The organism is Pseudomonas sp. 05N36, from assembly GCF_056397385.1.
On record NZ_JBFTNH010000027.1, the window covers coordinates 1 to 15606 of the forward strand.

Below are 15606 nucleotides of genomic sequence, written 5' to 3' on the forward strand. Positions count from 1 at the left end.
CTGGCCAGAGGTTTCAAGAAGACTCAGGCCCTGGTAATCCTTGCCCGCAAACTCGCCCGGGTGGCGTTCGCCCTGATGAAAAACCAGAGCGAATACCGACCGAATCGACCGCTGCAGGGTTGTCCTGCAACATAGAATCTCCCACATTAGATCGGCAGTGAACTCAGAATGTGTGTGCGCTGCGATTCAGTGTGGGAGCGGGCTTGCTCGCGAAGAGGCCCTCCCAGGCACCGAAACAACCAGTGCCTGAAACACAGCGTTAGCCGTTGAACACTTCATCCAGCAAGTTATGCATCGACACAAAGGCCCGCTTGGCGGTTTTGGCGTCGTACATCATCATGCCCGGCACATTGGCGTGCGGGTCGGTAAAGGAATGCACCGCGCCGCCGTAGCTGAGCAACTGCCAATCCACGCCCGCAGCGTTCATTTCAGCTTCGAAGGCCGGCAACTGCTCTTTCGCAACCAATGGATCGGATGCACCGTGCAGCACCAGCACCGAGCCTTTGATATTTTTCGCATCGGCGGGGTTCGGTGTGTCCAGCGTACCGTGGAACGACACGGCAGCCTTGAGCGGCGCGCCGGTACGGGCCAGCTCCAGAGCACAGCAACCGCCGAAGCAGAAACCGAACGCTGCCAGCTTCGAAGCATCGACCGCTGCTTCACCCTGGCTCTGCAACGCGGCAAATGCCGCCTGCATGCGCTTGCGCAGCAGCGCACGATCATTCTTCAGCGGCATCATCGCCGCGCCCGCCTCGTCGCCATTCTGCGGACGAATCGCCTGCCCATACAGGTCGGCAATCAACACCACATACCCCTTGGCGGCAACCTCCTGGGCAATCTTCTCGGCCCCGGCGCTGACCCCCATCCAGTTCGGCGCCATCAGCAAGCCCGGACGCGGGCCTGTGTGGCCGGCGTCGAACGCCAGGCGACCTTCGTAAGACTGACCCTCAATCTGATAGACCACGGAACGCACAGTAACTTGGCTCATGACTCACTCCCGTAAAGAAACGCCAGAATGAAAAAACCCGCCGAAGCGGGTTTTTCTACAACTCAGTTAAACCGACAGTTCAACCAGCAGCTTGTTCAGGCGGCGCACATAGGCGGCCGGGTCTTTCAAGCTGTCGCCGGCAGCCAGGGCCGCCTGATCGAAGAGGATGTGCGACAGGTCGCCAAAACGCTCTTCGCTCTGCTCGCCGTCGAGTTTTTCGATCAGCGGGTGAGCCGGGTTGAATTCGAAGATCGGCTTGGAATCCGGAACCTTCTGACCGCTGGCTTCGAGGATCTGACGCATTTGCAGGCCCAGGTCCTGCTCACCGATCGCCAGAATCGCCGGCGAATCGGTCAGACGGTGGGAAACCCGCACTTCGCTGACGGTTTCACCCAAAGCAGTCTTGATCCGCTCAACCAGGCCTTCTTTGCTCTTGGCGACTTCTTCTGCGGCTTTCTTGTCCTCTGCCGAGTCCAGGTTGCCCAGGTCCAGGTCACCGCGTGCCACGTCGACAAAGCTCTTGCCGTCGAAGTCGTTGAGGTAGCTCATCAGCCACTCGTCGATGCGGTCGGTCAACAGCAGCACTTCGATGCCTTTCTTGCGGAAGACTTCCAGGTGCGGGCTGTTCTTGACCTGTGCATAAGTTTCACCGGTCAGGTAGTAGATCTTGTCCTGACCTTCCTTGGCGCGAGCCAGGTATTCGGCCAGCGAGACCACTTGCTCGCCCTCTTCACCCTGGGTGGAGGCGAAACGCAGCAGGCCAGCGATTTTCTCTTTGTTGGCGAAATCTTCAGCCGGGCCTTCTTTCATGACCTGACCGAAGTTTTTCCAGAAGCCCTTGTATTGCTCAGGCTCGTTCTTCGCCAGTTTTTCCAGCATGTCCAGAACGCGCTTGGTCAGCGCCGACTTCATCGAATCGATGATCGGGTCTTTCTGCAGGATTTCACGCGAGACGTTCAGCGACAGGTCGTTGGAGTCGACCACGCCTTTGATGAAACGCAGGTACAGCGGCAGGAACGACTCAGCCTGGTCCATGACGAACACACGCTGCACGTAGAGCTTCAGGCCACGTGGCGCTTCACGCTGATACAGGTCGAACGGAGCACGGGCCGGCACGTAAAGCAGCGAGTTGTACTCCAGCTTGCCTTCGACCTTGTTGTGGCTCCAGCTCAGCGGGTTCTCGAAATCGTGAGCGATGTGCTTGTAGAACTCCTGGTATTCCTCGTCTTTGACTTCGGTACGCGGACGGGTCCAAAGAGCACTGGCGCGGTTGACGGTTTCCCATTCAACGGCTGGTTTCTCTTCGCCTTCGGCGGCTGCCACTTCTTTCGGCAGCTCGATCGGCAAAGCGATGTGATCGGAGTATTTCTTGATGATGTTGCGCAGACGCCAGCCATCGGCGAACTCGTCTTCAGCGGACTTCAGATGCAGGACGATGCGAGTACCGCGGTCTTCCTTGTCGATGGTGGCGACGTCGAATTCGCCTTCACCCTTGGACGACCAGTGCACGCCTTCGCTGGCAGCGAGGCCGGCACGGCGGCTGAACACGTCAACTTTATCGGCAACGATAAAGGCAGAGTAGAAACCCACGCCGAACTGGCCGATCAGGTGCGAGTCTTTCTTCTGATCGCCGGACAGGTGTTTCATGAAATCGGCTGTGCCGGATTTGGCGATGGTGCCCAGGTGGGTCACGACATCGTCACGGCTCATGCCGATACCGTTGTCTTCGAGGGTGACGGTTTTCGCGTCCTTGTCGAAGCTCACGCGGATTTTCAGTTCGGCGCCACCTTCCAGCCACTCAGGCTTGGACAGGGCTTCGAAACGTAATTTGTCGACAGCGTCGGAGGCGTTGGAGATCAGTTCGCGAAGGAAAATTTCCTTGTTGGAATACAGCGAATGGATCATCAGGTGCAGCAGTTGCTTCACCTCGGTCTGGAAGCCCAGGGTTTCCTTTTGAGTTTCCACGCTCATGGTCATCAAACTCCGATTGGATGGCAGTGGCCGCACCCTGAAGGGGTGACGGCGGGATGTCATCAGAGTTGGGGGCTATGCCGAGGATTTCAAGGGCTTGGCGTTTCTTCAATCTTGAAATGCGCACGCGCCGTGGCAATCGGCTCGGTTTGAGTGCTCTGCCACGCGGTTATCGCAACGTTGGCGACCCGCCGCCCCTGACGGCACACCTGGCATTTGGCGTAGGTGTCACGAAACTGCCCGGCACGCAGATAATCGAGGGAGAAGTCGATGATCTTCGGCACACCGGGGGAACCGGTAAAGATCAGCAAATGCAGGGCCGCCGCCAGTTCCATGAAGCCTGCAATCACCCCGCCATGAATTGCTGGCAGCAAAGGGTTGCCAATATTGTCCTTGTTCGCCGGCAAACGAAAAAGCAGTTCGTCACCCAGTCGCGAGCACTCGACGCCGATCAGCTTGGCGTAGGGAATCAGCTGCAGCAGCGAGGCGTAATCGCCACGCTCGTGAGCCTGCTGCAATTGCTCTTTGAAGTTATCAGTCATTTCGTCCCACCACTGATGACGCCACCAAAACCCTTGGTGCCTTTGACACCTTTGCCCATGCGCATGAAGGTCCCGACTACGTGGGCGATCGGCTTTTGCGGGTCATCCTGGTAAGCAAATCCGCGCGTGAAGATCACATCGGTCGTCACCCGGTAGCACTGGGCAAAACCATGCACTTCTTTATGCGGCTCGGCCGGGTGCATGTAGTCGATACGCAGATCCAGGGTCGGGCAAACCTCGAACTCCGGCAAAACACAGAGCGTTGCCATGCCGCACGCGGTGTCCATCAACGAGGTGATGGCCCCGCCATGAATCACACCGGTTTGCGGATTACCGACGATCTGCGGGCTGTACGGCAACGTGATTGTCAGCCCGTCATTGCTCGCGCTGTGCACACGCAACCCGAGCACCTGGCAATGCCTCAGCGCCGATAAAAACCGCGTCGCTCGCTCGAAAATGGGGTTGTCGATCATTCGGTAAAGGCTCTTTTTAGTGGTGTTGCATAGCAGGATAGGGACTAAGAAAAAGTTCCCTCCTAGATAAATCTTATATATCTGTAGGAAACATGGAACTTAACCCACGGTGGTGCGTTCGAAAGGGCAAGTAGATATTTTCCACCAGGAGAAACACCCCATGCGTAAGACTTTAGCTATTGCCTTGATGTTGACCGCTTCCCTCGGCATCGCTGCCTGCGGTAAAAAACCCGAGGACAAAGCTCAAGAAGCCACCCAAAAAATTGAACAAGCCCAGCAAAAAATTGGTGAAGCTCAGGATAAAGTGAACGACGCAGCGAAAGAAGCCGCTGATGCTGCCAAAGCTCAGGTAGATTCGAGCAAGACAGCTGCTGAACAAGCCGCACCTAAAACCAACTAATCGGTTTTAGAGCAGCAAAAATAAAGCCCGCCAAGTGCGGGCTTTATTGTGTTCGCCGCTAAAGCGTTAGAGCAACACCGCGCGAAAAGTCGGACTAACCATCAGCAGCAGCGAACAGACAAAGCCGACAAACCACACCAGGCTTCGTTGCCAGGCCAGGTCTGCCCAGTAGCACAACAAGTAGATCACCCGGGCAATCACAAAGATGATTGCCAACCCGTCAATCAGCCACCCCGCCGTTTGCGTGGTGTGCGCCATCAACACCCCGACCGCAAACAACAGGAAGGCCTCGAAACTGTTCTGATGCGCGACCAGTGCGCGAGCGCCGAAGCCTGTGAGCTGTACTTGTTGCGCGCGCGGCAGGTGATTGTTGTAACCACCCTGCTCTTTCATGGCCTTGGCCACCGGTATGCGGGCGATGAAAATCAGCAAGGCACTGATAAACACGCACCAGAACGGGATACTCATCAGGCTACCTCTTTGATCGCCTCAGGCAATGGCGCCTCTGTAGGGGTATAGACCATTACGTCGAGCACGTCGGAGTGAAACTCCCGGCGATACAACACCAGCACCACCCCCGCGCTCATCAACATGAACAGCCACGGGCTGACGAACCAGGCGAGCATGGTCATGCCGAAGTAATAGGAGCGCAGGCCGAAGTTGAACTGGTTGGCCGCCATCGAGATCACCCGCGCGGCACGCGAAGCGAAGGCCTTGCGCTCCTGCTCGGACACGTGGCGCTCACCGATCATCGGCGCCGAGCCGATCAGGATCGCCGCGAAGTTGTATTGGCGCATGCACCAACTGAAGGTGAAGAAGGCGTAGACGAACACCAGCGCCAGGCACAGCAGCTTGATTTCCGACATGCCTTGGGAAGCCTGTTGAACCATCGGAATGTCCGCCAGCAACGACAGCGCCCGCTCAGAGGAGCCCAGCACCGTGAGAATACCGGCGAGGATGATCAAGGTACTCGAGGCGAAGAACGAGGCGTTACGCTCCAGGTTGCCCACCACACTGGCGTCAGCAATGCGGTTGTCGCGCAGCAGCATGCGGCGCATCCAGTCTTCGCGATACAAGTGCAGCACGCTGGCCAGGCACGCGGTATCGCGGCCCTTCCAGATAGCGTAACGGGTATAACCGCCCCAGCAGATAACAAACCAGAGCGCGGCAAGAATGTGGATCAGATTGGTGTGGATGAACGACATGCGTATCCCTGTGGTGTAAGTATGGACGACCGGAACCTGTGGGAGCGGGCTTGCTCGCGAAAGCGGACTTTCAGTCAACATCACTATTGAATGTTATGCCCCCTTCGCGAGCAAGCCCGCACACATTTGATCTCCGTATGGCATTAATATCAGCCAATAAAAATGCCCCATATCGATTGATACGGGGCATTTCTATTGTTGCTCAACGCCCGCTTGTGGCGGGCCTTGAAGCGTCAGGCCAGGGCTTCGCTGCGCTTGCCCAGCAAGCGGTCGCACGCACATGCAACCACCAGGGTAAAGAAGCAAGGCACCAGCCATGCCAGACCTTGCTCAGCCAGCGGCAAGTGTGCCAATTGAGTCGGCATCCAGTCCGCCAGACCCGCGCCTTTAAGCGCGTCGATCATGCCGAACAGGAACGACACCAGCATCACCGGGCCAACGATGCGACCTTGCTCCAGCCAGAAATCCTTGCAGAAGCTCAGCGCCACCAAGACGATGCAAGGCGGGTAAATCGCGGTCAGTACCGGGATCGAGAATGCGATCAGCTTGGTCAGGCCCAGGTTGGACACCAGCAGCGAGAACGCCGCCAGGATGATCACCAGTGTCTTGTAGGACAGTGGCAGCACGCGACTGAAGTATTCGGCGCAAGCACAGGTCAGACCGACTGCCGTCACCAGGCAGGCCAGGGAAATCAGCACCGCGAGGAAGCCGCTGCCCAGGGAACCGAAAGTGTGTTGCACATACGCGTGCAACACCGCTGCGCCATTGGTAGCGCCGACGGCCACTTCATGGCTACCCGAACCCAGGCGGAACAGGCTCACGTACACCAGCGCCAGACCGACACCGGCAATCAGCCCGGCGATGATCGCGTAACGCGTGATCAGGACTGGAGACTCAACGCCGCGAGAACGAATGGCGTTGACGATCACGATGCCGAACACCAGAGCACCAAGGGTATCCATGGTCAGGTAACCATTGATGAACCCCTGGGAGAACGGTGCCGCCACGTACTCAGGTGTGGCGGTGCCGATGTCACCCGCCGGCAAGGCGAACGCGGCGATGCCGAGCACGGCCAGCGCGATGATCTTCAGTGGCGCGAGGAAACGGCCCACGGTGTCCAGCAGACGGCCCGGGTACAGCGAGATGAAGAACACCAGCAGGAAGTAAACCGAGCTGTAGAGCAGCAGCGCCAGCGGGCTTTCGCCGGTCAGCGGCGCCAGGCCCACTTCGAAGGACACGGTCGCGGTCCGCGGGGTGGCGAACAGCGGGCCCACAGCGAGGTAGCACGCGGCCGCCAGCACACCACCGGCGATTTTGCCGATCGGGCTGCTCAAAGAGTCCATGGCGCCACCGACCTTGGCCAGCGCGACAACGGTGATCACCGGCAAACCGACGGCAGTGATCAGAAAGCCCAGCGCCGCCATCCAGACATTAGGCCCGGACTGCAAACCGACGATAGGCGGGAAGATGATGTTACCGGCCCCGACGAACAGGGCAAACGTCATGAAGCCGAGTGCCAGGATGTCCTGGCCTTTCAACACTTTCATTAAGGAAATACCACACTACTGAATCGGAATTTAGAGAGGGATTTCCCTTATGGGTGAGGGAAATGCTGTCGGTCCGTATAGGACTGACCCGTTTAGCGCGCAGCGTCCTTGTGGGCAGCAAACGCAAAATGGCGGCTAGCGTAACTAATTTGTCTGACAAACGCACTATTACAGGGCGAACTATCCGATGCGCGACATATCCATGTCGTGTTTTTGCATCTGAATGGTTGTCGACTGTCAGTAAGCCATCGCGAGCAGGCTCGCTCCCACGAGGGACTTTCTGTGTGAATAGGATGTGTGGGCACTCGAGATAAATGTGGGAGCGAGCCTGCTCGCGATGGGGCCCTCACCGACACCACAGAAACGTCAGAAACGACAAAGGCCACCCGAAGGTGGCCTTTGTCTGGTGGAGCGTCAGCTAAGCGCGAGGCTTACTTGACAGCCCAGCCAGTCAGCTCGGCCAGGGCCTTGCCGATGTCTGCCAGCGAACGCACGGTTTTAACGCCTGCGTCTTGCAGAGCAGCGAATTTCTCGTCTGCAGTGCCTTTGCCGCCAGAGATGATTGCGCCAGCATGGCCCATGCGCTTGCCCGGAGGAGCAGTCACACCAGCGATGTAGGAAACAACCGGCTTGGTCACGTGTGCCTTGATGTAGGCAGCCGCTTCTTCTTCAGCCGAACCGCCGATCTCACCGATCATGACGATCGCTTCGGTCTTCGGGTCTTCCTGGAACAGTTTCAGGATGTCGATGAAGTTCGAACCCGGGATCGGGTCACCACCGATGCCGACGCAAGTCGACTGACCGAAACCGGCGTCAGTAGTCTGCTTCACAGCTTCGTAGGTCAGGGTGCCGGAACGCGAAACGATACCGACCTTGCCTGGCAAGTGAATGTGACCTGGCATGATGCCGATCTTGCATTCGCCTGGAGTGATCACGCCTGGGCAGTTAGGGCCGATCAGGATCACGCCCAGTTCGTCGCACTTGACCTTGGCATCCAGCATATCCAGGGTAGGAATGCCTTCAGTGATGCAAACGATCAGCTTGATGCCGCCGAATGCTGCTTCCAGGATCGAGTCCTTGCAGAAAGGAGCTGGAACGTAGATCACGCTGGCGGTGGCGCCAGTGGCAGCTACAGCATCTTTCACGGTGTTGAACACTGGCAGACCCAGGTGCTCGGTGCCGCCTTTGCCTGGAGTCACGCCGCCAACCATCTTGGTGCCGTACTCGATGGCTTGCTGGGTGTGGAAACTACCTTGCGAACCGGTAATACCCTGGCAGATAACTTTGGTGTCTTTATTGATCAGGACGCTCATTATTTGCCCTCCGCAGCTTTAACGACTTGTTGAGCAGCGTCGGTCAGGCTGGTAGCAGCGATGATGTTCAAACCGCTTTCTGCCAGTACTTTAGCGCCCAGCTCAGCGTTGTTGCCTTCAAGGCGAACAACAACCGGGATTTTCACGCCGACTTCTTTCACAGCGCCGATGATGCCTTCGGCAATCATGTCGCAGCGAACGATGCCGCCGAAGATGTTGACCAATACTGCAGCGACGTTAGTGTCGGACAGGATGATCTTGAACGCTTCGGTAACGCGTTCTTTGGTAGCACCGCCGCCCACGTCGAGGAAGTTGGCTGGTTTGCCGCCATGCAGGTTGACGATGTCCATGGTACCCATGGCCAGGCCAGCACCGTTGACCATGCAACCGATGTTGCCTTCCAGCGCTACGTAGTTCAGTTCGAACTTGGCAGCGTGCGCTTCGCGCGGATCGTCTTGCGACGGATCGTGGAAAGTCTTCAGCTTAGGCTGACGGTACATGGCGTTGGCGTCGATGTTGATCTTCGCGTCCAGGCAGTGCAGATCGCCGTCAGCCTTGATCACCAGCGGGTTCACTTCCAGCAGAGCCAGGTCGTGATCCTTGAACAGTTTGGCCAGACCTACGAAGATCTTGGCGAACTGAGCAACTTGCTTGCCTTCCAGACCCAGCTGGAATGCCAGCTCGCGACCCTGGAATGGCTGAGCGCCAACCAGTGGATCGATAGTGGCCTTGAGGATTTTCTCAGGGGTGTCGTGAGCGATTTTCTCGATGTCCACGCCACCTTCGGTGGAAGCCATGAACACGATGCGACGGCTCGAACGGTCAACGACAGCGCCCAGGTACAGCTCTTTAGCGATATCAGTGCACGATTCAACCAGGATCTTGGTGACTGGCTGACCATTGGCATCAGTCTGGTAAGTCACCAGACGCTTGCCCAACCACTGTTGAGCGAATGCTTTAGCGTCTTCTTTGCTGCGAACCAGCTTGACGCCGCCCGCTTTACCGCGACCACCGGCGTGAACCTGGGCTTTGACAACCCACTCGCTGCCGCCGATTTTGTCGCAAGCTTCTGCTGCTGCTTCCGGGGTGTCTACCGCGTAACCGGTCGATACTGGCAGGCCGTACTCAGCGAACAGCTGCTTACCCTGATACTCGTGAAGATTCATGCTTATTACCGTCTTCGTTAGGTACTGCGCATTCGGTGCTGCACTCATTCAAGTGCCGCACCACCTGTGACTGCTGCTTGCGTAGCCTTTCCGGATACCCGGTACAGCTACGCAAGACTGCGTCCAGCGGATATTCCGCGGTGAGTCTTGCAGGCAAGGCTCACGACGGGCCATTCCGCCGTGGTTTCTTATTGTCTTAACGCTTCTTGCGGTTGGCGATGTGAATGGCGCCGCCATTCACTGCCAGAGCTGCTTCGTGCAAAGCTTCGGACAGGGTCGGATGGGAGAAAACCATCATGCCCAGGTCTTCGGCGCTAGTGCCGAATTCCATGCCGATTGCGCCCTGCTGTACCAGTTCTGCTGCGCTCGGGCCAATCACGTGGACGCCCAATACGCGGTCAGTCTTGGCATCGGCGATCACTTTGACGAAACCGCCGGTATCGTTGGCTGCCATGGCACGGCCAGAGGCTGCGAACGGGAAAGTGCCGACGTTAACTTCAACGCCTTCAGCTTTCAAGGCCTGCTCGGTTTTACCCACCCATGCAATTTCCGGGTGAGTATAAATAACAGAAGGGATCAGGTCATAGTTCATCTGGGCTTTATGGCCCTTGATGCGCTCGACAACCATGATGCCCTCTTCCGAGGCCTTGTGCGCCAGCATCATGCCGCGAACCACGTCACCGATCGCATAAACGCCTGGAACGCTGGTCGCGCACTGGTCGTCAACGAAGATGAAGCCACGCTCGTCGATGGTCACGCCGCTATCGGCAGCCAGCAGATCGGTGGTCACCGGACGGCGACCAACGGCTACGATCAGCTTGTCGAAGGTGATGGTCTGTTCGCCGTTGGCGTCGGTGTAGGTCACCACGACTTCTTCGCCGTTGACTTTGGAACCGGTAACGCGCGCGCCCAGCTTGATGTCCAGACCTTGTTTGGTCAGGGTTTTCAGCGCTTCCTTGGAAACGGCGGTGTCAGCAGCCATCAGGAACGTGTCCAGGGCTTCCAGGACAGTCACTTGAGCGCCCAGACGGGACCATACCGAACCCAGTTCCAGACCGATCACGCCAGCGCCGATCACGCCCAGACGTTTTGGAACCGATTGGAATTCCAGAGCGCCCGTCGAATCGACGATCACTTTCTGGTCAACCGGAGCCGGTGGAATATCGATCGGACGCGAGCCCGAAGCGAGAATCACGTTCTCGGCTTCGATGATTTCGACGCTGCCGTCAGGCTTGGTCAGTTCGACTTTCTTGCCGGCCAGCAGTTTGCCGTGGCCTTGCAGGGAGGTCACGCCATTGGCTTTGAACAGGGTGGCAACGCCAGAGGTCAGGCCTTTGACGATGTTGGCCTTGCGGCCGACCATTGCTGGCACGTCCATGGTCACGCCAGCGTGGTTGATGCCGTGGATCGCGAAGCCGTCTTGAGCTTCGTGAAACTTCCAGGAGCTGTCCAGCAGCGCCTTGGACGGAATGCAACCGACGTTCAGGCAAGTACCGCCGAGGGCCAGTTTGCCCTCTTTGTCGGTGTATTTCTCGATGCAGGCAGTCGAAAGGCCAAGTTGCGCCGCTTTAATGGCAGCTACGTAGCCGCCAGGGCCCGCACCGATCACTACCACGTCGAATTTCTGAGTCATGTGTCATTCCTTCTCGAATCAAACCGGACGATCCCGTTCAGGGGACCGTCGTGGGACGAAGCTGGTCATTACAGATGGACCGCTCATCGCTGAGCGGCCCGTGCAACGAAATCAGATATCCAGCAGCAGACGAGCCGGGTCTTCCAGCAGGTTCTTGATGGTAACCAGGAAGGTCACAGCTTCTTTGCCGTCGATCAAACGGTGATCGTAGGACAGAGCCAGGTACATCATCGGACGGATAACAACCTGACCGTTGATCGCCATCGGGCGCTGCAGAATGTTGTGCATGCCCAGGATAGCCGCTTGCGGCGGGTTGACGATCGGGGTCGACATCATCGAGCCGAAGGTACCACCGTTGGTGATGGTGAACGTACCACCAGTCATTTCGTCGATGGTCAGCTTGCCGTCGCGAGCTTTCTTGCCGAAGTTGGCAATGCCGCCTTCGATTTCAGCCAGGCTCATCAGTTCGGCGTTACGCAGAACCGGCACCACCAGGCCACGGTCGCTGGACACGGCAACGCCGACGTCAGCATAGCCGTGGTACACGATGTCGCCGCCGTCGATGGAAGCGTTGACTGCCGGGAAGCGTTTCAGCGCTTCGGTGGCCGCTTTCACGAAGAACGACATGAAGCCCAGGCGCACGCCATTGTGGGACTTCTCGAACAGGTCCTTGTACTTCGAACGCAGGGCCATGACTTCAGTCATGTCGACTTCGTTGAAAGTCGTCAGCATCGCCATGTTCGACTGGGCTTCAACCAGGCGCTTGGCCACGGTTGCACGCACGCGGGTCATCGGTACGCGCTTCTCGGTGCGGTCGCCAGCGGCGAACACAGGAGCAGCAGCAGCCGGGGCAGCAGCCTTGGCAGGTGCGGCAGCCGGAGCAGCGGCCTTGGCAGCCACTGCAGCAACCACGTCTTCCTTGGTCACACGACCGCCTTTGCCAGTACCGGCAACGGAAGCGATGTTGATGCCGTTTTCTTCAGCCAGCTTGCGAGCAGCCGGTGCAGCAACAGGATCGTCTTCGCCAACAGCGGCCGAAGCAGCAGCCTGTGCAGGCGCAGCGGCAGCAGCAGCCGGAGCGGCGGCAACAGCACCGCCCTCGCCGATGGAGCCCAGGACTTCGTCGGACAGAACGGTGTCGCCTTCGTTCTTGACGATAGCGCCCAGTACGCCATCAGCGGTAGCCAACACTTCCAGTACGACTTTATCGGTTTCGATGTCGACGATCAGTTCGTCGCGCTTGACCGCGTCGCCCGGTTTTTTGTGCCAGGTGGCAACGGTGCCATCGGCAACCGATTCCGGGAAAGTGGGGGCTTTGATCTCGATAGCCATTGTCTGTGGTTCCTTAAATTCGGTTTCAGGTGCGCGAAGGCGTTAAACAGTAAAGGCGTCTTGCAGCAGTTTTTCCTGCTGTTCGGCGTGCATCGATGCATAACCACATGCAGGTGCAGCAGAAGCGTCACGGCCCGCGTACTCGAGTACGAGAGACTTGTTGTGACCGCCAACGATGCGGCGCATGTGATGCTGGCTGCAGTACCAGGCACCCTGGTTCATCGGCTCTTCCTGACACCAAACGATATGCTTGAGGTTGGAATAAGGAGCCAGGACTTCAATCAAGTCGTCCTCAGGGAATGGGTACAGCTGCTCAAGACGCACGATGGCGATGTCGTCACGACCTTCGGCACGGCGTTTTTCCAGCAGGTCGTAGTAGACCTTGCCGCTACACAGTACGAGACGAGTGACCTTTTTCGGATCATGCGCATCGATTTCCGGAATAACGGTCTGGAACGAACCTTCGGCCAGATCTTCCAGGGTCGAGATGGCCAGCTTGTGACGCAGCAGCGACTTAGGAGTCAGCACTACCAGTGGTTTGCGCAGGGGACGAATCACCTGGCGACGCAGCAAATGGTAGATCTGGGCCGGCGTAGTCGGCATGCACACCTGAATGTTGTGCTCGGCGCACAGCTGCAGGTAACGCTCCAGACGAGCCGAAGAGTGCTCCGGACCCTGACCTTCATAACCGTGTGGCAGCAACATGGTCAGGCCGCACAGACGGCCCCACTTGTGCTCACCGCTGGTGATGAACTGGTCGATAACCACCTGGGCACCGTTGGCGAAGTCGCCGAACTGGGCTTCCCAGATCACCAGCGCGTCAGGCGTGGTGGTGGAGTAGCCGTATTCGAACGCCAGTACGGCTTCTTCGGACAGGAACGAATCGTACAGGTCGAAACGTGGCTGGCCTTCGTACAGGTGTTGCAACGGGATGTAGGTGCCCGCGTCTTTCTGGTTGTGCAATACCGCATGACGGTGCGAGAACGTACCGCGGCCGATATCCTGGCCGGTCATGCGAATCGGGTGACCTTCGAACGCCAGGGTCGCGTACGCCATGGTTTCGGCGTAACCCCAGTTGATCGGCAGGCCGCCGGCTTGCATTTTCTGACGGTCTTCGTAGATCTTCGCAACCTGGCGCTGAACCACGAAGCCTTCCGGAATTTCCAGCAGCTTGGCGGACAGCTCTTGCAGGGTTTTCAGATCGAACGTGGTGTCGTGACGCGCAGTCCAGGCGTGGCCCAGGTACGGACGCCAGTCGACGAACAGCTCTTTGTTCGGCTCCTTGACCAGGCTTTTCACTACGTGCAGACCGTTGTCCAGCGCGTTGCGGTATTCGTCGACTTTCGCCTGAACACGCGCAGCGTCAAGCACACCGCTCTGGGTCAGACGATCGGCATACAGCTCACGCGTGGTGCGCTGTTTGGTGATCTGCTGATACATCAGAGGCTGGGTGCCGCTTGGCTCGTCCGCTTCGTTGTGACCGCGACGACGGTAGCAGACCAGGTCGATCACTACGTCGCGCTTGAACTGCATGCGGTAGTCGATAGCCAGCTGGGTCACGAACAATACGGCTTCCGGATCATCACCATTCACATGGAGGATCGGTGCCTGGATCATTTTCGCAACGTCAGTGGCGTACTCGGTGGAACGCGAGTCCAGCGGGTTGCTGATGGTGAAACCAACCTGGTTGTTGATCACGATGTGCACGGTACCGCCGGTCTTGAAACCGCGGGTCTGCGACATCTGGAAGGTTTCCATGACCACGCCCTGACCGGCGAATGCCGCGTCACCGTGGATGGAAATCGGCAGAACCTTCTCACCGGTCGGATCGTTACGACGATCCTGACGGGCACGTACCGAACCCTCGACCACTGGCGAAACGATTTCCAGGTGGGACGGGTTGAATGCCATGGCCAGGTGGACTTCGCCGCCTGCGGTCATCACGTTGGAAGAGAAGCCCTGGTGGTATTTAACGTCACCGGAACCCAGCTCGACCTTCTTCTTGCCTTCGAACTCGTCGAACAGCTCGCGCGGGTTCTTGCCGAAGGTGTTGACCAGCACGTTCAGACGGCCACGGTGGGCCATGCCGATAACGATTTCCTTGGTGCCGTAGGAACCGGAACGCTGGATCAGCTCGTCAAGCATCGGAATCAGGCTCTCGCCGCCTTCCAGGCCGAAACGCTTGGTGCCCGGGTATTTGGTACCCAGGTATTTTTCCAGGCCTTCGCCGGCGGTGACGCGCTCAAGCAGATGGCTCTTGATGTCGGCCGAATACACCGGACGACCGCGCACACCTTCCAGACGCTGCTGGAACCACTGGCGCTGCTCGGAATCGACGATGTGGGTAAATTCAGCGCCGATGGTGCGGCAATATGTCTGCTGCAACGCTTCGTGAATTTCGCGTAGGCTCGCTTCCTCTTTGCCGATGAACAGGTCGCCGGCACGGAAGGTCGTATCAAGATCGGCATTGGTCAAGCCGTAATGATTGATCGACAGGTCTGCAGGTGCAGGACGCTGCCACAGCCCCAGCGGGTCAAGCTGGGCTGCCTGGTGGCCACGCATCCGGTAGGCCTGGATCAGTCGCAGTACTTCAACTTGCTTCTTCTCGTGCTCACTGCTCACGCTGCCGGCGGAAACCGGTTGGGCGCGGCGCTGGTTCTTTGCCAGCAGCACGAAATGATCGCGAATCGTCGAGTGCGATACATCGGTGGCAGCGTTGCCGTCAGCGGGCAACGTCTGAAATTTGGTGCGCCACTCTTCTGGCACAGCGTTAGGGTCGTGCAGGTAGAGCTCATAAAGCTCTTCCACATAGGCAGCGTTACCACCTGAAAGATAGCCGCTGTTCCACATGCGCTGCATCACGCTTTCTTGCATGCTTGGTCACCCTCGGTTAGGGGAACACCATCGGCGAAGACACCGAGCAAGCTTGCAGAAGTCCGAATGCAGCGACCAAAACAAGCCACTTAGGATCACGCTGATAGTCCGGGTACCAGCCCGGATGCCCCTGCTTGTCTCATTTCTTCAAAATAAGAGCCG

General features: G+C 58.0%; 13 protein-coding genes and 1 pseudogene. 2 read left to right on the plus strand and 12 right to left on the minus strand.

Annotated features, from left to right (window positions below; genetic code table 11):
• Positions 1-135 (plus strand): annotated as a pseudogene (locus tag AC1DIH_RS25675) (IS110 family transposase); the annotation flags it as partial.
• A 124-nt stretch (positions 136-259) separates the two neighbouring features.
• Here AC1DIH_RS25675 and AC1DIH_RS25680 read toward each other — a convergent pair.
• From AC1DIH_RS25680 to AC1DIH_RS25695, 4 genes are all read right to left on the minus strand, one after another.
• Positions 260-988 (minus strand): dienelactone hydrolase family protein, encoded by a 729-nt coding sequence (locus AC1DIH_RS25680; protein WP_477773760.1) that lies wholly within the window; start codon positions 986-988, stop codon positions 260-262.
• 66 nt (positions 989-1054) lie between these two features.
• A complete protein-coding gene (gene htpG / locus AC1DIH_RS25685) occupies positions 1055-2959 on the minus strand; it encodes a molecular chaperone HtpG (RefSeq protein ID WP_477773761.1) in 1905 nt (634 codons plus the stop codon).
• Positions 2960-3048: 89 nt separating this feature from the next.
• Positions 3049-3501 carry a PaaI family thioesterase gene (locus AC1DIH_RS25690; protein WP_477773762.1) on the minus strand — a complete coding sequence of 151 codons (453 nt, stop codon included), beginning with the start codon at positions 3499-3501 and terminating at the stop codon, positions 3049-3051.
• A complete protein-coding gene (locus AC1DIH_RS25695; RefSeq protein ID WP_477773763.1) occupies positions 3498-3974 on the minus strand; it encodes a PaaI family thioesterase in 477 nt (158 codons plus the stop codon). Before AC1DIH_RS25695 ends, AC1DIH_RS25690 begins: the two co-directional genes overlap by 4 nt.
• A 160-nt stretch (positions 3975-4134) precedes the next feature.
• Between AC1DIH_RS25695 and AC1DIH_RS25700 the strand changes: the two genes are divergently transcribed.
• Entirely contained in the window at positions 4135-4374 is a 240-nt protein-coding gene (locus AC1DIH_RS25700; protein ID WP_103319052.1) for a hypothetical protein, read from the plus strand.
• Positions 4375-4440: 66 nt separating this feature from the next.
• Here the strand turns inward: AC1DIH_RS25700 and AC1DIH_RS25705 are convergent, their stop codons facing one another.
• The 8 genes from AC1DIH_RS25705 to AC1DIH_RS25740 all read right to left on the minus strand — a co-directional run bounded on the left by AC1DIH_RS25705 (position 4441) and on the right by AC1DIH_RS25740 (position 15444).
• On the minus strand, positions 4441-4842 hold the full coding sequence (locus AC1DIH_RS25705) for an MAPEG family protein (protein WP_477773764.1): 402 nt from the start codon (positions 4840-4842) through the stop codon (positions 4441-4443).
• Complete coding sequence (locus AC1DIH_RS25710) at positions 4842-5579, minus strand: DUF599 domain-containing protein (protein ID WP_103319047.1); 738 nt, start codon at positions 5577-5579, stop codon at positions 4842-4844. The genes AC1DIH_RS25705 and AC1DIH_RS25710 overlap by 1 nt, the downstream gene beginning before the upstream one ends.
• 233 nt (positions 5580-5812) lie before the next feature.
• A complete protein-coding gene (gene brnQ, locus AC1DIH_RS25715) occupies positions 5813-7126 on the minus strand; it encodes a branched-chain amino acid transport system II carrier protein (protein WP_477773765.1) in 1314 nt (437 codons plus the stop codon).
• A 431-nt stretch (positions 7127-7557) separates the two neighbouring features.
• A complete protein-coding gene (gene sucD, locus AC1DIH_RS25720) occupies positions 7558-8439 on the minus strand; it encodes a succinate--CoA ligase subunit alpha (protein WP_017127973.1) in 882 nt (293 codons plus the stop codon).
• The gene (gene sucC, locus AC1DIH_RS25725) at positions 8439-9605 is read right to left on the minus strand and encodes an ADP-forming succinate--CoA ligase subunit beta (RefSeq protein WP_007919879.1); all 1167 of its coding nucleotides are present in this window, start codon (positions 9603-9605) and stop codon (positions 8439-8441) included. The genes sucD and sucC overlap by 1 nt, the downstream gene beginning before the upstream one ends.
• A gap of 196 nt (positions 9606-9801) precedes the next feature.
• Positions 9802-11238 (minus strand): dihydrolipoyl dehydrogenase, encoded by a 1437-nt coding sequence (lpdA, locus tag AC1DIH_RS25730; protein WP_019692318.1) that lies wholly within the window; start codon positions 11236-11238, stop codon positions 9802-9804.
• A 111-nt stretch (positions 11239-11349) separates the two neighbouring features.
• Positions 11350-12570: a 2-oxoglutarate dehydrogenase complex dihydrolipoyllysine-residue succinyltransferase gene (gene odhB / locus AC1DIH_RS25735; protein ID WP_477773766.1), complete on the minus strand. Its 1221-nt coding sequence runs from the start codon at positions 12568-12570 to the stop codon at positions 11350-11352.
• Positions 12571-12612: 42 nt separating this feature from the next.
• Positions 12613-15444, minus strand: a complete 2832-nt coding sequence (locus AC1DIH_RS25740; RefSeq protein WP_477773767.1) for a 2-oxoglutarate dehydrogenase E1 component — start codon at positions 15442-15444, stop codon at positions 12613-12615.
• Positions 15445-15606 lie beyond the last annotated feature (162 nt).

Coding starts and splice junctions, on each gene's coding strand:
- AC1DIH_RS25680 (WP_477773760.1), bottom strand. CDS start 988: ATGAGCCAAGTTACTGTGCGTTCCGTGGTCTATCAGATTGAGGGTCAG.
- htpG (WP_477773761.1), bottom strand. CDS start 2,959: ATGAGCGTGGAAACTCAAAAGGAAACCCTGGGCTTCCAGACCGAGGTG.
- AC1DIH_RS25690 (WP_477773762.1), bottom strand. CDS start 3,501: ATGACTGATAACTTCAAAGAGCAATTGCAGCAGGCTCACGAGCGTGGC.
- AC1DIH_RS25695 (WP_477773763.1), bottom strand. CDS start 3,974: ATGATCGACAACCCCATTTTCGAGCGAGCGACGCGGTTTTTATCGGCG.
- AC1DIH_RS25700 (WP_103319052.1), top strand. CDS start 4,135: ATGCGTAAGACTTTAGCTATTGCCTTGATGTTGACCGCTTCCCTCGGC.
- AC1DIH_RS25705 (WP_477773764.1), bottom strand. CDS start 4,842: ATGAGTATCCCGTTCTGGTGCGTGTTTATCAGTGCCTTGCTGATTTTC.
- AC1DIH_RS25710 (WP_103319047.1), bottom strand. CDS start 5,579: ATGTCGTTCATCCACACCAATCTGATCCACATTCTTGCCGCGCTCTGG.
- brnQ (WP_477773765.1), bottom strand. CDS start 7,126: ATGAAAGTGTTGAAAGGCCAGGACATCCTGGCACTCGGCTTCATGACG.
- sucD (WP_017127973.1), bottom strand. CDS start 8,439: ATGAGCGTCCTGATCAATAAAGACACCAAAGTTATCTGCCAGGGTATT.
- sucC (WP_007919879.1), bottom strand. CDS start 9,605: ATGAATCTTCACGAGTATCAGGGTAAGCAGCTGTTCGCTGAGTACGGC.
- lpdA (WP_019692318.1), bottom strand. CDS start 11,238: ATGACTCAGAAATTCGACGTGGTAGTGATCGGTGCGGGCCCTGGCGGC.
- odhB (WP_477773766.1), bottom strand. CDS start 12,570: ATGGCTATCGAGATCAAAGCCCCCACTTTCCCGGAATCGGTTGCCGAT.
- AC1DIH_RS25740 (WP_477773767.1), bottom strand. CDS start 15,444: ATGCAAGAAAGCGTGATGCAGCGCATGTGGAACAGCGGCTATCTTTCA.